Origin of the sequence: Metabacillus arenae, assembly GCF_014773385.1 — a bacterium.
Lineage (GTDB): Bacteria > Bacillota > Bacilli > Bacillales > Bacillaceae > Metabacillus_D > Metabacillus_D arenae.
The window spans coordinates 135,284-148,514 of the sequence record NZ_JACXAI010000001.1 but is presented as its reverse complement, the minus strand read 5'-3'; the positions used below and the strand labels follow the sequence as shown (position 1 = coordinate 148,514).

General features: G+C 39.5%; 13 protein-coding genes and 1 other annotated feature. Of the genes, 10 read left to right on the top strand and 3 right to left on the bottom strand.

What is annotated here, in order from left to right; translation table 11 throughout:
• Positions 1-68: 68 nt before the first annotated feature.
• The gene (gene rnz / locus IC621_RS00765) at positions 69-1,001 is read left to right on the top strand and encodes a ribonuclease Z (RefSeq protein WP_191154759.1); all 933 of its coding nucleotides are present in this window, start codon (positions 69-71) and stop codon (positions 999-1,001) included.
• A 104-nt stretch (positions 1,002-1,105) separates the two neighbouring features.
• On the opposite strand, the gene namA is transcribed toward rnz, so the two are convergent.
• Positions 1,106-2,128 carry an NADPH dehydrogenase NamA gene (gene namA, locus IC621_RS00760; RefSeq protein ID WP_191154757.1) on the bottom strand — a complete coding sequence of 341 codons (1,023 nt, stop codon included), beginning with the start codon at positions 2,126-2,128 and terminating at the stop codon, positions 1,106-1,108.
• Between the two features lie 284 nt (positions 2,129-2,412).
• Here namA and IC621_RS00755 point away from each other — a divergent pair, with 284 nt between their 5' ends.
• Positions 2,413-4,053 (top strand): M20/M25/M40 family metallo-hydrolase, encoded by a 1,641-nt coding sequence (locus IC621_RS00755; protein WP_191154755.1) that lies wholly within the window; start codon positions 2,413-2,415, stop codon positions 4,051-4,053.
• Between the two features lie 88 nt (positions 4,054-4,141).
• On the opposite strand, the gene proC is transcribed toward IC621_RS00755, so the two are convergent.
• The gene (proC, locus tag IC621_RS00750) at positions 4,142-4,984 is read right to left on the bottom strand and encodes a pyrroline-5-carboxylate reductase (protein WP_191154753.1); all 843 of its coding nucleotides are present in this window, start codon (positions 4,982-4,984) and stop codon (positions 4,142-4,144) included.
• 238 nt (positions 4,985-5,222) lie between these two features.
• Positions 5,223-5,431 (bottom strand) — a binding site (T-box leader).
• Between the two features lie 392 nt (positions 5,432-5,823).
• Between proC and IC621_RS27120 the strand changes: the two genes are divergently transcribed.
• The 3 genes from IC621_RS27120 (at position 5,824) to IC621_RS00740 (ending at position 7,773) form a co-directional block, all read left to right on the top strand.
• Complete coding sequence (locus tag IC621_RS27120) at positions 5,824-6,090, top strand: MBL fold metallo-hydrolase (protein ID WP_396652954.1); 267 nt, start codon at positions 5,824-5,826, stop codon at positions 6,088-6,090.
• Positions 6,074-6,778, top strand: a complete 705-nt coding sequence (locus IC621_RS00745) for an MBL fold metallo-hydrolase (protein ID WP_396652953.1) — start codon at positions 6,074-6,076, stop codon at positions 6,776-6,778. Before IC621_RS27120 ends, IC621_RS00745 begins: the two co-directional genes overlap by 17 nt.
• 200 nt (positions 6,779-6,978) lie before the next feature.
• A complete protein-coding gene (locus tag IC621_RS00740) occupies positions 6,979-7,773 on the top strand; it encodes an SDR family NAD(P)-dependent oxidoreductase (protein WP_191154752.1) in 795 nt (264 codons plus the stop codon).
• A 56-nt stretch (positions 7,774-7,829) separates the two neighbouring features.
• Here IC621_RS00740 and IC621_RS00735 read toward each other — a convergent pair whose 3' ends face one another.
• Entirely contained in the window at positions 7,830-8,036 is a 207-nt protein-coding gene (locus IC621_RS00735; protein WP_191154751.1) for a YqzH family protein, read from the bottom strand.
• A 284-nt stretch (positions 8,037-8,320) separates the two neighbouring features.
• Between IC621_RS00735 and IC621_RS00730 the strand changes: the two genes are divergently transcribed.
• The 5 genes from IC621_RS00730 to IC621_RS00710 all read left to right on the top strand — a co-directional run bounded on the left by IC621_RS00730 (position 8,321) and on the right by IC621_RS00710 (position 13,217).
• Positions 8,321-9,175, top strand: a complete 855-nt coding sequence (locus IC621_RS00730) for a GRP family sugar transporter (protein WP_191155048.1) — start codon at positions 8,321-8,323, stop codon at positions 9,173-9,175.
• A 13-nt stretch (positions 9,176-9,188) separates the two neighbouring features.
• Positions 9,189-9,974 carry a glucose-1-dehydrogenase gene (locus tag IC621_RS00725; RefSeq protein ID WP_191154750.1) on the top strand — a complete coding sequence of 262 codons (786 nt, stop codon included), beginning with the start codon at positions 9,189-9,191 and terminating at the stop codon, positions 9,972-9,974.
• Positions 9,975-10,106: 132 nt separating this feature from the next.
• Complete coding sequence (locus tag IC621_RS00720; protein ID WP_191154749.1) at positions 10,107-10,289, top strand: hypothetical protein; 183 nt, start codon at positions 10,107-10,109, stop codon at positions 10,287-10,289.
• Between the two features lie 308 nt (positions 10,290-10,597).
• On the top strand, positions 10,598-11,569 hold the full coding sequence (locus IC621_RS00715) for a bile acid:sodium symporter family protein (RefSeq protein WP_191154748.1): 972 nt from the start codon (positions 10,598-10,600) through the stop codon (positions 11,567-11,569).
• A gap of 382 nt (positions 11,570-11,951) precedes the next feature.
• The gene (locus tag IC621_RS00710; RefSeq protein ID WP_191154747.1) at positions 11,952-13,217 is read left to right on the top strand and encodes a Y-family DNA polymerase; all 1,266 of its coding nucleotides are present in this window, start codon (positions 11,952-11,954) and stop codon (positions 13,215-13,217) included.
• The last annotated feature ends 14 nt before the right edge of the window (positions 13,218-13,231 follow it).

Here is a 13,231-nt window from a genome sequence, read left to right as displayed (position 1 = left end):
TTCATGTATGCTTTTTATAAAGTAATGCGGACTATCACGATTTAGTATCGTATTGTGGAGGAGTTAAGGTGAATTTATTATTTTTAGGGACTGGGGCAGGGATACCGGCAAAAGAACGAAATGTTAGTTCGGTAGCCTTGCAGCTGCTTGAGGAGAGAAGGGCAGTATGGTTGTTCGATTGCGGAGAAGCAACACAGCATCAAATTTTACATACATCAATTAAACCTCGTAAAATCGAAAAGATTTTTATCACTCATATGCATGGGGACCATATCTATGGATTGCCGGGACTAATTGGGAGCCGCTCATTTCAAGGGGGGGAATCGAAACTCACTATTTATGGACCGAAAGGAATTAAAGAATTTGTTGAGGTAACATTGAGAGTCAGCTGTACTTACGTGAAATACCCGCTTGAGATTATTGAAATAGAAGAAGGCATCATTTTTGAAGATGACACATTTAAGGTTATTGTGAAAAAACTCGAGCACGGAATTCCTTCATATGGGTACCGGGTGGTCGAGAAAAATGTGCCAGGTCCGCTGCTTGTTGAGAAGCTGCGAAAAATGAATATAGCACCAGGCCCCATTTATCAAAAGATAAAAAAGGGGGAGGTCGTCATGTTAGAGGATGGAAGAATGATCAATGGCCATGATTTCATAGGTCCTTCAAAAAAAGGAAGAATAGTGACTATTTTGGGAGACACAAGAGTTTGCCGTCAAAGTTTGGAATTAGCATCTGATGCTGATATATTAGTGCATGAAGCAACGTTTGGTTTAGAAGATGAAGCTTTAGCCTTTGATTATTTTCACTCGACAACTTCCCAAGCAGCAGCAATCGCAAATGAGGCTAATGCAAAAACGCTTATCTTAACTCACATAAGTTCGCGCTATCAAGGAGAATTATGCCAGGAATTGATTAAGGAAGCGAGAGACCATTTTTCAGAAAGCTATCTTGCCTATGATTTTGCTTCTTTTGAGGTAAGGAGAGGGGAGGAAGCTTGATGAAAAAACTTGAGCCCCCCTTACTAACTCAAAGTTGTTTATAATAAAAAAAGAAACCGGCTCCTTCACCGATTTCATCAATTCCTACCTCTAACTTCTCCCCTCTAGACCCCCCAGCCTCTTTCATATTGAACAGGTGATTCAATTTCCTCGCCAAGCTGTTTAGCAGCTGTTCTAGCAAAATAAGGGTCACGGAGAAGTTCACGGGCTATAAAGATTAAATCTGCACGCTCATTTTGCAAAATTTCTTCCGCTTGCACTCCGTGTGTGATAAGACCCACTGCCCCGGTTGCAATATTGGCCTGCTTGCGGATTTTTTCGGCAAACTTGACTTGGTAGCCAGGGTAAACAGGAATTTGAGCTGGTACTACGGCCCCTGAACTAACATCAATTAAATCCACACCTTGTTCTTTCATCCATGCTGCATACTTAACATAGTCATCGATATTTAATCCTTCATCATGGTAATCAAAAGCAGATATTCTGACAAAAAGAGGACCCTCCCATATTGTTTTCACCTCATCGATAATCTCCTTTAAGAATCTGTAACGATTTTCTTTACTTCCACCATACTCATCGTTCCGTTTATTCGAAAGAGGGGATAAAAATTCATTAATTAAATAACCATGAGCGCCATGGATTTCAATGATATCGAAGCCAGCTTCTTTGGCCCTTATTGCTCCTTTTTTAAAAGCAGTGATTGTTCTTTGAATATCTTTTTTAGTCATTTCAACAGGAGTTTTCATTTTATCATTAAACGCAATCGCAGAAGGAGCATAAATATCACCATCAACTGTTGCTTTGCGTCCAGCATGTGCAAGCTGAATGGCTGTTTTTGCTCTATACTGTTTAATACCCTCTACAAGCACTTTTAGTTTTGGTACATGCTCATCATTCCAAATGCCTAAATCTTTTGAGGAGATACGGCCTTCTGGGGTAACAGCTGTTGCCTCTACCATAATGAGACCGATTTGCCCTGCTGCACGGCTTATATAATGAGTCATATGGAAATCCTCGACAACTCCGTTTTCATTATGAGAAGAATACATGCACATTGGGGACATAACGAGACGATTTTTCACCTCGACATTTTTTATTCGGTAAGGTTCAAAAAGTTTTGTTTTCAAGATTTTCGCCTCCGGAAATTATTTTTCACTGTGATTATAACAGGAAGGTAGTTATCAGTCATTTATCTTGTCTTATGTTTAAAAGCTTTATTAAAAAAGTAGTAAGGACAAGAGAAGATGGGGATTTTGAACATACAATATGCTAGACGATCATCTTCTGATTTCTTACATTCATCTTTTCTTTCTTTTTTCAGAGGGATAATGCTCATTAAGAGGGGACAGAACTTGAAAAATTTCCAAAAATGTATACAATTAATAACAATATTGGCGAGGGGAGTGATTTGATGAACGAGAAATGGCAGACAAAAGAACAGATGATTGATTTGTTAACAGATCTCGTCCAATATGCAAGTATTACTGGTTCAGAGGGAGAGGTGGCTCTAGCCGAATACTTGTATTATGTTTTAAAAGACTTTCCTTATTTTGGGGAGAATCCGGAGTATTTACAGCTGCATCCTTTGCGTGACGGAAGATATTTTTTATCAGCGCTAGTGAAAAAGGAACCAGCGACATCTGACACAATTGTTTTGCTTAGTCACTTTGATGTCGTTGAGGTTTTGGACTATGGAGAGTTTAAGAATTTAGCTTTCAGGCCTCATGAGCTTACAAGCGAATTTTTGCTTAGGAAAGAACTTTTACCAGATTCGGCAAGAAAGGATGCAGAAAGCCAGGAATGGCTGTTCGGTCGTGGAACAATGGACATGAAAGCAGGATTAACTGTTCAGCTTTCTATGCTTGAAAAAGCGATGAAAGGTGAGTTTGAAGGGAATATCCTTCTGCTTACAGTCCCGGATGAAGAGGCCAATTCTGCAGGTATGATTGGGGCTGTGCCGGTTCTGGAGGATATGAAGCTGAAAGAAAACCTCTCGTACACAGCATGTGTAAACTCTGAGCCTATGTTTGCGAGGTATCCTAACGATCAAAACTATTATGTTTATACAGGCTCAATTGGAAAGGTGCTTGCAGGGTTTTATTGCAGCGGTGTTGAAACCCATGTGGGAGAACCATTTTCAGGTTTGAACTCAAATTTAATGGTCTCAGAGATCAATCGGTTATTAGAACTTAATTCAGAATTCTGCGAAAAGGTTAAGGATGAAGTTACTCCTCCGCCGACAAATTTGATGCAAAAGGATTTAAAGGAACAATATTCTGTTCAAATTCCGCATGCTTCTGTTTCTCTATTTAACTTACTTGTTATGAAAAGGTCTGCAGAGGATCTGCACGCAATGTTATTTTCTACAGCTGAGCAGGCGGCTGAAAATATTGAAAAGTATATGAAAAATAGAGTGAAAGAAATGCAGGAATTCGTCCAGTTTGATTATAGAGATTACTCCATTCATGTTTTTTCATATGATGAATTAGTCAAGTTAGCCATTAGCAAATTTGGGGAGGCCGAGGTAGGGAGACGGTTAAACTATTTATCGGCAAATCGGGGAGATATAGGGGATCGTGATTTCTCTACTAAGATTGTTGCTGAGGTCGCTGCACTTTGCAAAGATCATTCACCCATGATTGTTACGTTTTACAGTCCGCCGTTTTATCCTGCTGTATCCTCTAGTCAAGATCCGCTTATTAATCAAACAGTCGAGGGCTTAATTGAATATGCAAAAAATCAATTTTCCATTCCTCTTGTCAATCAAAATTATTTTGCGGGGTTGTCTGATTTAAGCTTTTTACAATTAAATGATTCAGATCATGCTATTGGACAGCTTGTTTCCAATATGCCGCTATATGGGAATGATTATTTTCTTCCTATTAATGAAATGAAGGCATTAAATATCCCGATTGTAAACGTTGGCCCTGTCGGAAGAGATCCACATAAATGGACGGAAAGGCTGCACTTGCCCTATACATTTGAGACACTTCCTAAATTGCTTACGTTTACATTAAAGACTCTCTTTGAAAAGGTTAATTCAGGTGAATGAATAGCAAAAGAAAAGCTGTCTGTGGTGATAATCCCAGACAGCTTTATTTATGGTTTTGAAGACTTAAGCTCGTGAAATATGTTAGGACTTATCTTCGAGATTTTTCCTTCATTGCTTGGTCGCGAAACATTTCCTTTAATTCACATGACCTTACCGCAGCCTGTTTTACACAATGAATAACAGCCTCACTAAAGTGATAACTTTGGAGTGTTTTTATGCCTGCTTCCGTTGTTCCGCCAGGGCTAGTCACTTCCTGACGGAGAAGAGCTGCTGGTTTATTTGTTTGCATAAGCATTTCAGCCGCACCTGCCAGTGTTTGCAGGATTAAGTTATTTGCCACTTCCCGCTCAAGCCCCAGCTTCTCTGCTGAATCCTGCAATGATTCCACCATATAGTAAATGTATGCAGGTCCGCTTCCTGAAAGTGCTGTTACTGCATCTAGCTGGTCTTCTTCAACAACTGTAACTAAACCGATTGTTTCAAATAGGTGTTTTGTTATTTTTATTTGTTCCATTGTAACTCGATCACTTGCGGCAATTGCTGTAGCTGACATTCTAATAGAGGCAGATGTATTTGGCATGGACCGAATGATCGGTATATTGCTGCCGAATATTTCTTGAATAGTTTGGATAGATATTCCTGCCAAAACGGATATAACGAGTTGATCCCCGATATATTCTCGAACACTTTCAATTCCTTCACATACATCCTTTGGCTTCATCGCCAGCATCACAATCGATGCCTCTTGGACAACTTGCTGTTTATTTGCTGATATATTGACTCCATATTCTTCTTTTAAATAGGTTAAACGCTCTATATTTGATCGGTTTGTAACGATGATTTGCTCCGGCAGGTACATGCCCCCGTCAATTAATCCTTGAATAATCGCTTCAGCCATTGAGCCTGCTCCAATAAAAGCAATTTTGTTCATCATTAAATCCTCCTTTTATTAAAAATTTGTTTTAAACATCGTTGCTATCTGCTGCGGAGACTATCACATCAAAAGAGTTAAGAGGTCTCCCCGAGGTGAGGGTTTTAGTAGGATAGAACGAAAGCTCAGAGGCGTGCAAGCACTCTGAACTTGACAACGATTACTCTCTTTGCCACGTTAATACTTTAATTAACTTAAACTTTCTGACAATAAAATAAAAAAACCTTTTCATCCTGTAAAAAAGGACGAAAAGGTTTCCGCGGTACCACCCTCATTAGTGTATAGAACACTCAACTTTAGCTCCCTTAACGCGGGAGATTCGTTTAGGTTTTCCTAACAGCTCTAAGGGCAGGTTCGACCAAAAAGCGGGTTGTGAATTCTTTCAGCCTCTGAAATTCACTCTCTTGTTACCATTTTTGATTTACTATTCCTTATCATTGCTTACTTTATATTGTCCAATAATGCTGATCAGTTTATAAAATTTCCTTAAACGAGTTGATTTGTTCCTCATTATCCTCCCCAGGACAAGCTGTTGTCAAGTGTTATTAAAAACTTATTTTTGCCTAATTATTTGAATATAATGACACTTCTCTTTATTAAAGGTAAAATATAAAGAATACAAGAAGATAAAAGAGCTGCTTATTTTAACCCGTATTAACATGCTTCTAAGGTAAAACAGGAGATAGTAAGATGATATGGTGTCCGGGAAAAGGAACACAGACTACGAGCGCCGTCTCCTGCGGGCTTCGGGCTAACTATTAACAAGAGATAAAAATTACTTATTTTGGAAATATTATTTTATATAAAAATAATAAAAAAGAGAGATGGAATAAACAAAAATGATGAGCCATCAAAAAATTTATCCGTTAACTTTACCTACTCCGTTTCCTGTCGGGGATGTCAGGCTCTATTTAATAGCCGGCGATTCTCTTACACTAGTCGATGCTGGTCCAAAAACAGATGCAGCCTATCACGCCTTTTTAGAACAGCTTAAAGACACCCCTTATGAGGCTCATGATATCGAACAGATTATTATAACCCATCATCACCCTGACCATGTTGGAATGCTTGATTCAGGATGTAACTGTATTGGGACATCGTTATAATGAACCTTGGATTTCAAGGAACGAAGTTTTTATGAAAGAGCAAAATCAATTTTTTCTAAAGGTATTTAAGCAATCGGGAATTGCCGAACGCTATTTATCTAAGTTAAAACTAGTGGACCGGATATTAGCGTACTCATGTAACCGAAATTTAGATCGATTTCTGGAAGAAGGAGATGAAGTTCCAGGTCTTAAAGGATGGAGATCACTCGAAACACCAGGGCATGCCCAATCACATATCAGTTTGTTTTATAAAAATGAAGGGCTTTTGATAGGCGGAGATTTGTTGCTTCCGAAAGTTTCTTCTAATCCTTTATTAGAGCCGCCTATGGAGGGAAAAGATCGTCCGAGGCCCCAGCTTCAATATAACGAATCACTCAAAAGGTTATTATCTATTCCGATTAAGACAGTTTTACCAGGACATGGAGAAACGGTCAAAAATTCACATGGATTGATTCGTTATCGGTTGAAAAGACAAAAGGAAAGAGCGTTTAGCATCCTGTCATATTTAAAAGAAAAGCCAATGACCTCGTTTGAAATTTGTGCAAGGCTCTTTCCATCCGAATATATAAAGCAGCTTATGTTAACAATGTCGGAAACAATCGGTCAGCTTGACTATCTAGAAGAAATAGGTGAAATTAAAAAGGAAGCCATAAATAACGTAGATTATTATTCTTTATCCCACTCATAACGGTCAGTACAACCTTCTGGCGCAGGCTTCAGTGGAAGCAAAAAACTGCCCCAGGTGTCCGAAAAAAGTAAAAGCACTACTTCCATAGCAATGTCTGTGTGACCCACATCCTGTGGGCCTCATTTAAAACCATCAGTCGGGATGAAGAAAACCCTGCTGTTGGAAGATTCACTTTATTAGAGTAAACGAGGTGGAGATGTTTGTCTCATCAGCTTAAAGGAAAAAACGTTCTGATTACTGGAGCATCAAGCGGAATTGGCGAAAAAATTGCCCGTAAAGCAGCAGCAAGCGGGGGAAGGCCGATACTTGCGGCCAGAAGAGAGGATCGGTTAAGAGCAATAGCAGAGGATATAAAAAAACAATATAAAATGGATTGTCCTTATTACCAATTGGACGTTAGAAAGCCAGCTTCAATTGAAACAGTATTTCTGCAAATCTTTCATGAGCTAGGAAATATCGATGTACTTGTAAACAACGCTGGTTTTGGGATGTTCAATCAAGTAGTGGATGCTACACTTGAAGAAATGGAAGCCATGTTTGAAGTAAATGTTTTCGGACTAGTTGCTTGCACAAAAATGGTGCTGCCTAAAATGCTTGAGCAAAATCAAGGTCATATTATTAACATTGCCTCCCAAGCTGGGAAAATGGCTACACCTAAATCAAGTCTATATTCTGCGACAAAGCATGCGGTTTTAGGATTTACGAACAGTTTACGAATGGAGCTGCATGACACGAATATTTTTGTAACAGCAGTAAATCCAGGACCAATCAAAACTGAGTTTTTTGATATAGCTGACAAAAGCGGTAAGTATGTAAAGAACATTGATCGATGGATGCTGGAGCCTGATGTCGTCGCTGATAAAATTATCGCTTGTATGTTTACATCAAAGCGGGAAATTAATCTCCCAACTTGGATGAATATGGGAAGTGCTGTCTACCAACTAATGCCAGCTTTTTTTGAAAAAATAGCCAGAAAATCATTTAATAAAAAATAGCAGCTTTAATTAAGCTGGTTTTCCTTTTGGAAAGCTGGCTTTTTATTACCCAGTTTTCAAAACTCCCCGTCTTGGTTCGTCACATAATCATATACCACATCTTCTACCAGCTCATACCATTCTGCAGATGGATCTTTCAATTTAGCTTTTTCTAATTTCTCGAGTATCCACTGTTTTTCTTCAGGCAGTAGCGGATCAATATTCAGATTGCGGCCATATTGTAAAAAGGAATTTTGTACCTTTTTTAGAAGCAGTTGTTCCATTTCGATCTCCTTCTGTTTATTATGTACCCAACTTTTAGGCGGGGGAGTAAAATCTCATACTTTAGCTGTGAAGATAGGTGGAGTGGTGCAAGCAGATTTCTGATTTTCCCTAGCTAACTTAGGCGGGCTCCAAGAAAACCCACTTATGGAAGGTTTACTTTCAAGTTAGCATAATTTCTTTAGGATTAAAAACCTTTTTTACAGGGTAAGAAAAACTTACCGGATAGTTTTATCAACTTTGAGGAAAATAAACACAACTAAGACTGAGAGTGTGAAGAATTATGATTGGTATTTTATTAGCGTTAATTCCCGCGGTTACGTGGGGAAGTATTTTGCTCGTAAGTTCTAAGCTGGGGGGAGATGATTATAGTAAGACTGTTGGCACCACTTTGGGTGCACTTCTTTTTTCAATAGGTGTGTTCATTTTTTCACAACCTGAAATGAGTATGCTTGTTTGGATTATTGGTTTTATTTCAGGTTTGTTTTGGGCAGTTGGCCAAAAAAATCAATTTACCAGTGTTAAATACATGGGAGTATCCAAAACCTTACCGATCTCAACAGGAATGCAATTGCTTGGTACCACTTTGTTTGGTGTCCTCGTTTTTCATGAATGGAGTAATCAAACTACAATTATCTTAGGAAGCATAGCCATTTTGGCCATTATTATCGGGGTTGTGTTTACTTCCTTGGGCCAAAAAGCAGAAGATGAAGAATATAAAAAGAATTTGAAAAGGGGAATGATGAAGCTGTTGATTTCAACTATCGGTTACGTAGGCTATATTGTCATTATCCGGTGGTTTGATATAAATGGCTGGGCAGCGATTTTGCCGCAGGCGCTCGGAATGGTGGCAGCTGGTACAATTCTGACAATTAAGCATCGCCCCTATAACCGCTATGCTTTTCGAAATATAGTGACTGGCCTTATTTGGGCAGCAGGAAATCTTGGCTTACTGCTTTCGCTTCCCCTTGTCGGAGTTGCCACAAGCTTTTCTTTATCACAAACAGGTATTGTCATTTCGACATTAGGCGGAATTTTTCTTTTAAATGAAAAAGCGACAAGGAAACAAATTGTATATGTAATCATTGGCTGTTTGCTCATTATTGCTGGCGGTGTGTTATTAGGCTATACAAAAGAGTAGGAGGATGAGATTTATGTATCAAGATTTAGAAGGGAAAGTTGTGCTTATAACTGGTGCAGCAACAGGTATTGGAAAAGCGATGGCCATTCGGTTTGCTGAGGAAAAGGCAAAGGTTGTCATCAATTTTCATTCTGAAGATCAAAAGGAAGAGGCTGTTGTAAAAGAAATCAAGGAAATGGGCGGAGAGGTGACAAAGGTTCAAGGGGATGTAACACGAGAAGATGATGTGAAAAAAATCGTTTCGCATGCTGTAAATACCTTTGGTTCCTTAGATGTAATGATTAATAATGCAGGTATTGAAAATGAGGTTCCTTCGGAAGATTTATCACTTGACGATTGGAATAAGGTAATTTCTACCAACCTAACCGGTTCCTTTTTAGGATGTCGTGAAGCGATCAACTACATGCTTGACCATAATATTAAAGGATCGATCATTAACATGTCCTCTGTTCATCAAATGATCCCCTGGCCGCATTTTGTTCATTATGCTTCAAGTAAGGGCGGAATTAAATTAATGACAGAAACGTTAGCACTTGAATACGCGCCAAAAGGCATCCGTGTTAATAATATCGGCCCTGGTGCAATCGATACGCCGATTAATGCTGAAAAATTTTCAGATCCTGAACTGAAAAAAGGAGTGGTCGATTTAATTCCCATGGGATACATAGGAAAGCCGGAAGAGATTGCGGCTGCTGCTGCCTGGCTTGCATCAAGCGAATCCAGTTATGTAACGGGTATTACTCTTTATGCTGATGGCGGAATGACTAAATATCCAGGCTTTCAAGCTGGAAGAGGGTAAAAAACTCAGAATCTAGTCTGCTTTTTGCAGGCTTTTTTTATTTTAAAGAAATTTTAGTGCAGAAAAGGTTAAATGTGAAAATTCTAAAAATTTTTATTTTACAAAAATAGTTTTTGAAGTTATAATGTTTGAATGTTGAATTGGAAAGCGGACAGCTTGACTCCCTATCATGATAACGTTTTTCGAGCGGTGTCTAATACTGATAACGAAAAAGTGCCATGGAGGATAACCTTTTATTACTGCCAAGAACGAAAGCTTCTTCACGCTGCTTACAGCGGCGGTGAAATTCTATTTGGCTCCCTTGTTGGATTGTAAAAAGAAGAGGGCAAGCTGCATTTTTGTTATCAGTATGTAAATAAGAATCATGAAATAAAGGGCGGCTTTTGTTGTTATTTTCCAGAGATTCTGCCAGATGGCAGAATTCGTTTACATGAGAAAAGGCCTTGGCCCTTAGAAAATAACCTCTGGTACATCCGCCTCAGGAGAATCCGTTACCTAAGGAGTTAGCCGGACTACTTAAGAGGTTAGGAGGTTGGAGGTCAGAGGTGAGAACAAATCAGAGCCTCTTGTCATCTGATTTTTAGAACAATCGAAGTTTTACTATATCCCGGAGGTGTTGATTTTTGAGAGCTTTAGAAAGAGCTAGTAAGTTTGCTGGAGATACATTTGCGATTTGGGTTTTGCTTTTGGCTGCTTTGGGCTTTTTATTCCCGGGCGGATTCGTATGGATTGCCCCTTATATTCCTTTGTTGCTTGGAGTGATTATGTTTGGAATGGGGATGACCTTATCTGTTGCTGATTTTAAAGCAGTGTTTAAACAGCCGAAAAAAGTGTTGATCGGTGTTCTTGCCCAGTTTACCATCATGCCGCTTTTAGCTTACGTGCTGTCAGTTGCCTTGCAGCTTCCACCTGAAATTGCGGTTGGTGTCATTTTAGTTGGTTGCTGCCCAGGTGGTACGGCTTCTAATGTTATGACGTATTTGGCAAAAGGAAACACGGCTCTTTCTGTGGCGATTACATCTGTTTCCACCTTGATTGCCCCGTTTCTAACACCTGCTTTAACATTGCTGTTTGCGAGTAAGTGGTTACCCGTTTCCGCAGGAGACTTATTTTTGTCGATTGTTACCATCGTTTTAGTCCCAATTTTCCTGGGTTTAGCAGCCAAAATGTTATTTAAAAAGCAAGTAGAAAAAGGAGCAAAAGCTCTCCCGCTTGTATCAGTTGTGGCAATTGTTGCTATTGTAGCCGCTGTTGTGGCAGGCAGTAAAGAACGATTAGTTGAAACAGCATTTCTGATCTTTTTAGTCGTTATTTTGCATAATCTTTTAGGATTGGCCATCGGGTATTTTCTTGCCAAATTGCTGAAGCTTGATGAAGCCGATCAGCGGGCGATTTCTATTGAAGTAGGTATGCAAAATTCAGGACTTGGTGCAGCCTTGGCAACCATACATTTTTCACCGCTCGCAGCTGTGCCAAGTGCTATTTTCAGCGTATTTCATAACCTTTCCGGTCCATTGTTAGCTACCTATTGGAGCAAGAAGGGGCTTAACAAGAAAACGGAAGATGTTCATGTTACTGATAAACCTGTAACTTAGGCTAATAGCTTTATCGCGCTGACCTTCATAAAGGAGGTCAGCTTTTCTTTTTTTGTTAGTGAGTTTTTATATTCACCATAAGAATTTCCGGGCATCATAGCAGCAATTATATTAGGTGCCCCCTCGCAACATTTTGGAAAACGATGCGATTATTTCAAAAACATTCATCACTATTTTTCCCCACCGATTTACCAGATTTCTTTATAGTCCCAAAAAAGTTTATTGTCCACTTTAGAAAAAGGTCTTTTATACTGATTACTTTCCTTGTTTTGTATCTTTTTTACTGTTAGTGGTGAAAAATACCATTGAATACGAACGCATATTCGCTTACTATTAACATATAATAAAACGAACACACATTCTGTTTTGAGGAGAATGACCTATGGTTGCGGTAGACTATGCACAAATGCCAGAGAAGAAAATTTTATGTATTGATATGAAGAGCTTTTATGCAAGCTGTGCAGCCGTTCTGTACGGATTAGACCCGCTTAATTGCTATTTGGCTGTAGTAGGGGATACAGAGCGGCAGGGAAGTGTTGTGTTAGCGGCATCTCCACGATTAAAAAAAGAATTTGGAATTAAAACCGGCTCTAGACTGTTTGAAATTCCAAATGATCCTCGTATCCAATTAGTAAATCCAAAGATGGCGGTATTTATCCGTATTTCAACTGAGTTAACGAAATTATTGCATCACTATGTCCCAGCTGATGCCATTCATACCTATAGTGTAGATGAAAGCTTTATTCAAGTTGATGGGGTTGAGCATATATGGGGAGATGCCGAAACAATTGCCCATAAAATTAGGGATGACATAGAACGTGAAATCCAGCTGCCCGCCGCGATCGGCATTGGTCCGAATATGCTTCTTTCTAAGTTGTGCCTGGATCTCGAGGCGAAGAAAAAAGGAGTTGCGGAGTGGACTTATGCAGATGTACAAGAAAAGCTATGGAATTTGAAACCTTTGCGAAAAATGTGGGGGATTGGGAGCAGAGTAGAAAAAACGCTGCACCGCATGGGAATTTTCACAGTCGGACAGCTTGCTCAATATCCTCTTGAACGATTGGAAAAGAAATTTGGCATTATGGGCAATCAGCTTCATTATCACGCCTGGGGTGTGGATCTTTCTGATATCGGCGCGCCGATTATGCAGGGGCAGATTAGTTTTGGAAAAAGTCAAATTCTTTTAAGAGACTATCCCGACCCTGAAGAAGTCAAACATGTCATTTTGGAAATTTGCGAAGAAGTGGCGAGAAGAGCCCGAAGTCATCAAAAGGCTGGACGTACAGTGAGCTTAGGAGTGGGGTACAGCCGAGATGAGCTTGGCGGGGGATTTTATCGTTCGAAGACGATGGAGCAGCCGACAAATATTACCATGGATTTGTATAAAACATGCCTTGAGCTGTTTGAAACATTTTATGAACAGAAAACGGTTCGCAAGCTTTCCATTGCTTTGTCCAATATTGAAGAAGATACGGAGATGCAGCTCGACTTGTTTCAGCCGCGGCGTGAAAAAGATCGCACACTTGGCTATGTGATGGATTCTATTCGGTATAAACATGGATCTGATGCCATTTTGCGGGCCGTTTCTTATACAAAAGCCGGGACGGCGAAACAGCGGGCGAAGCTTCTTGGAGGTCATAAAGCGTAATAGGAAAATAAGAA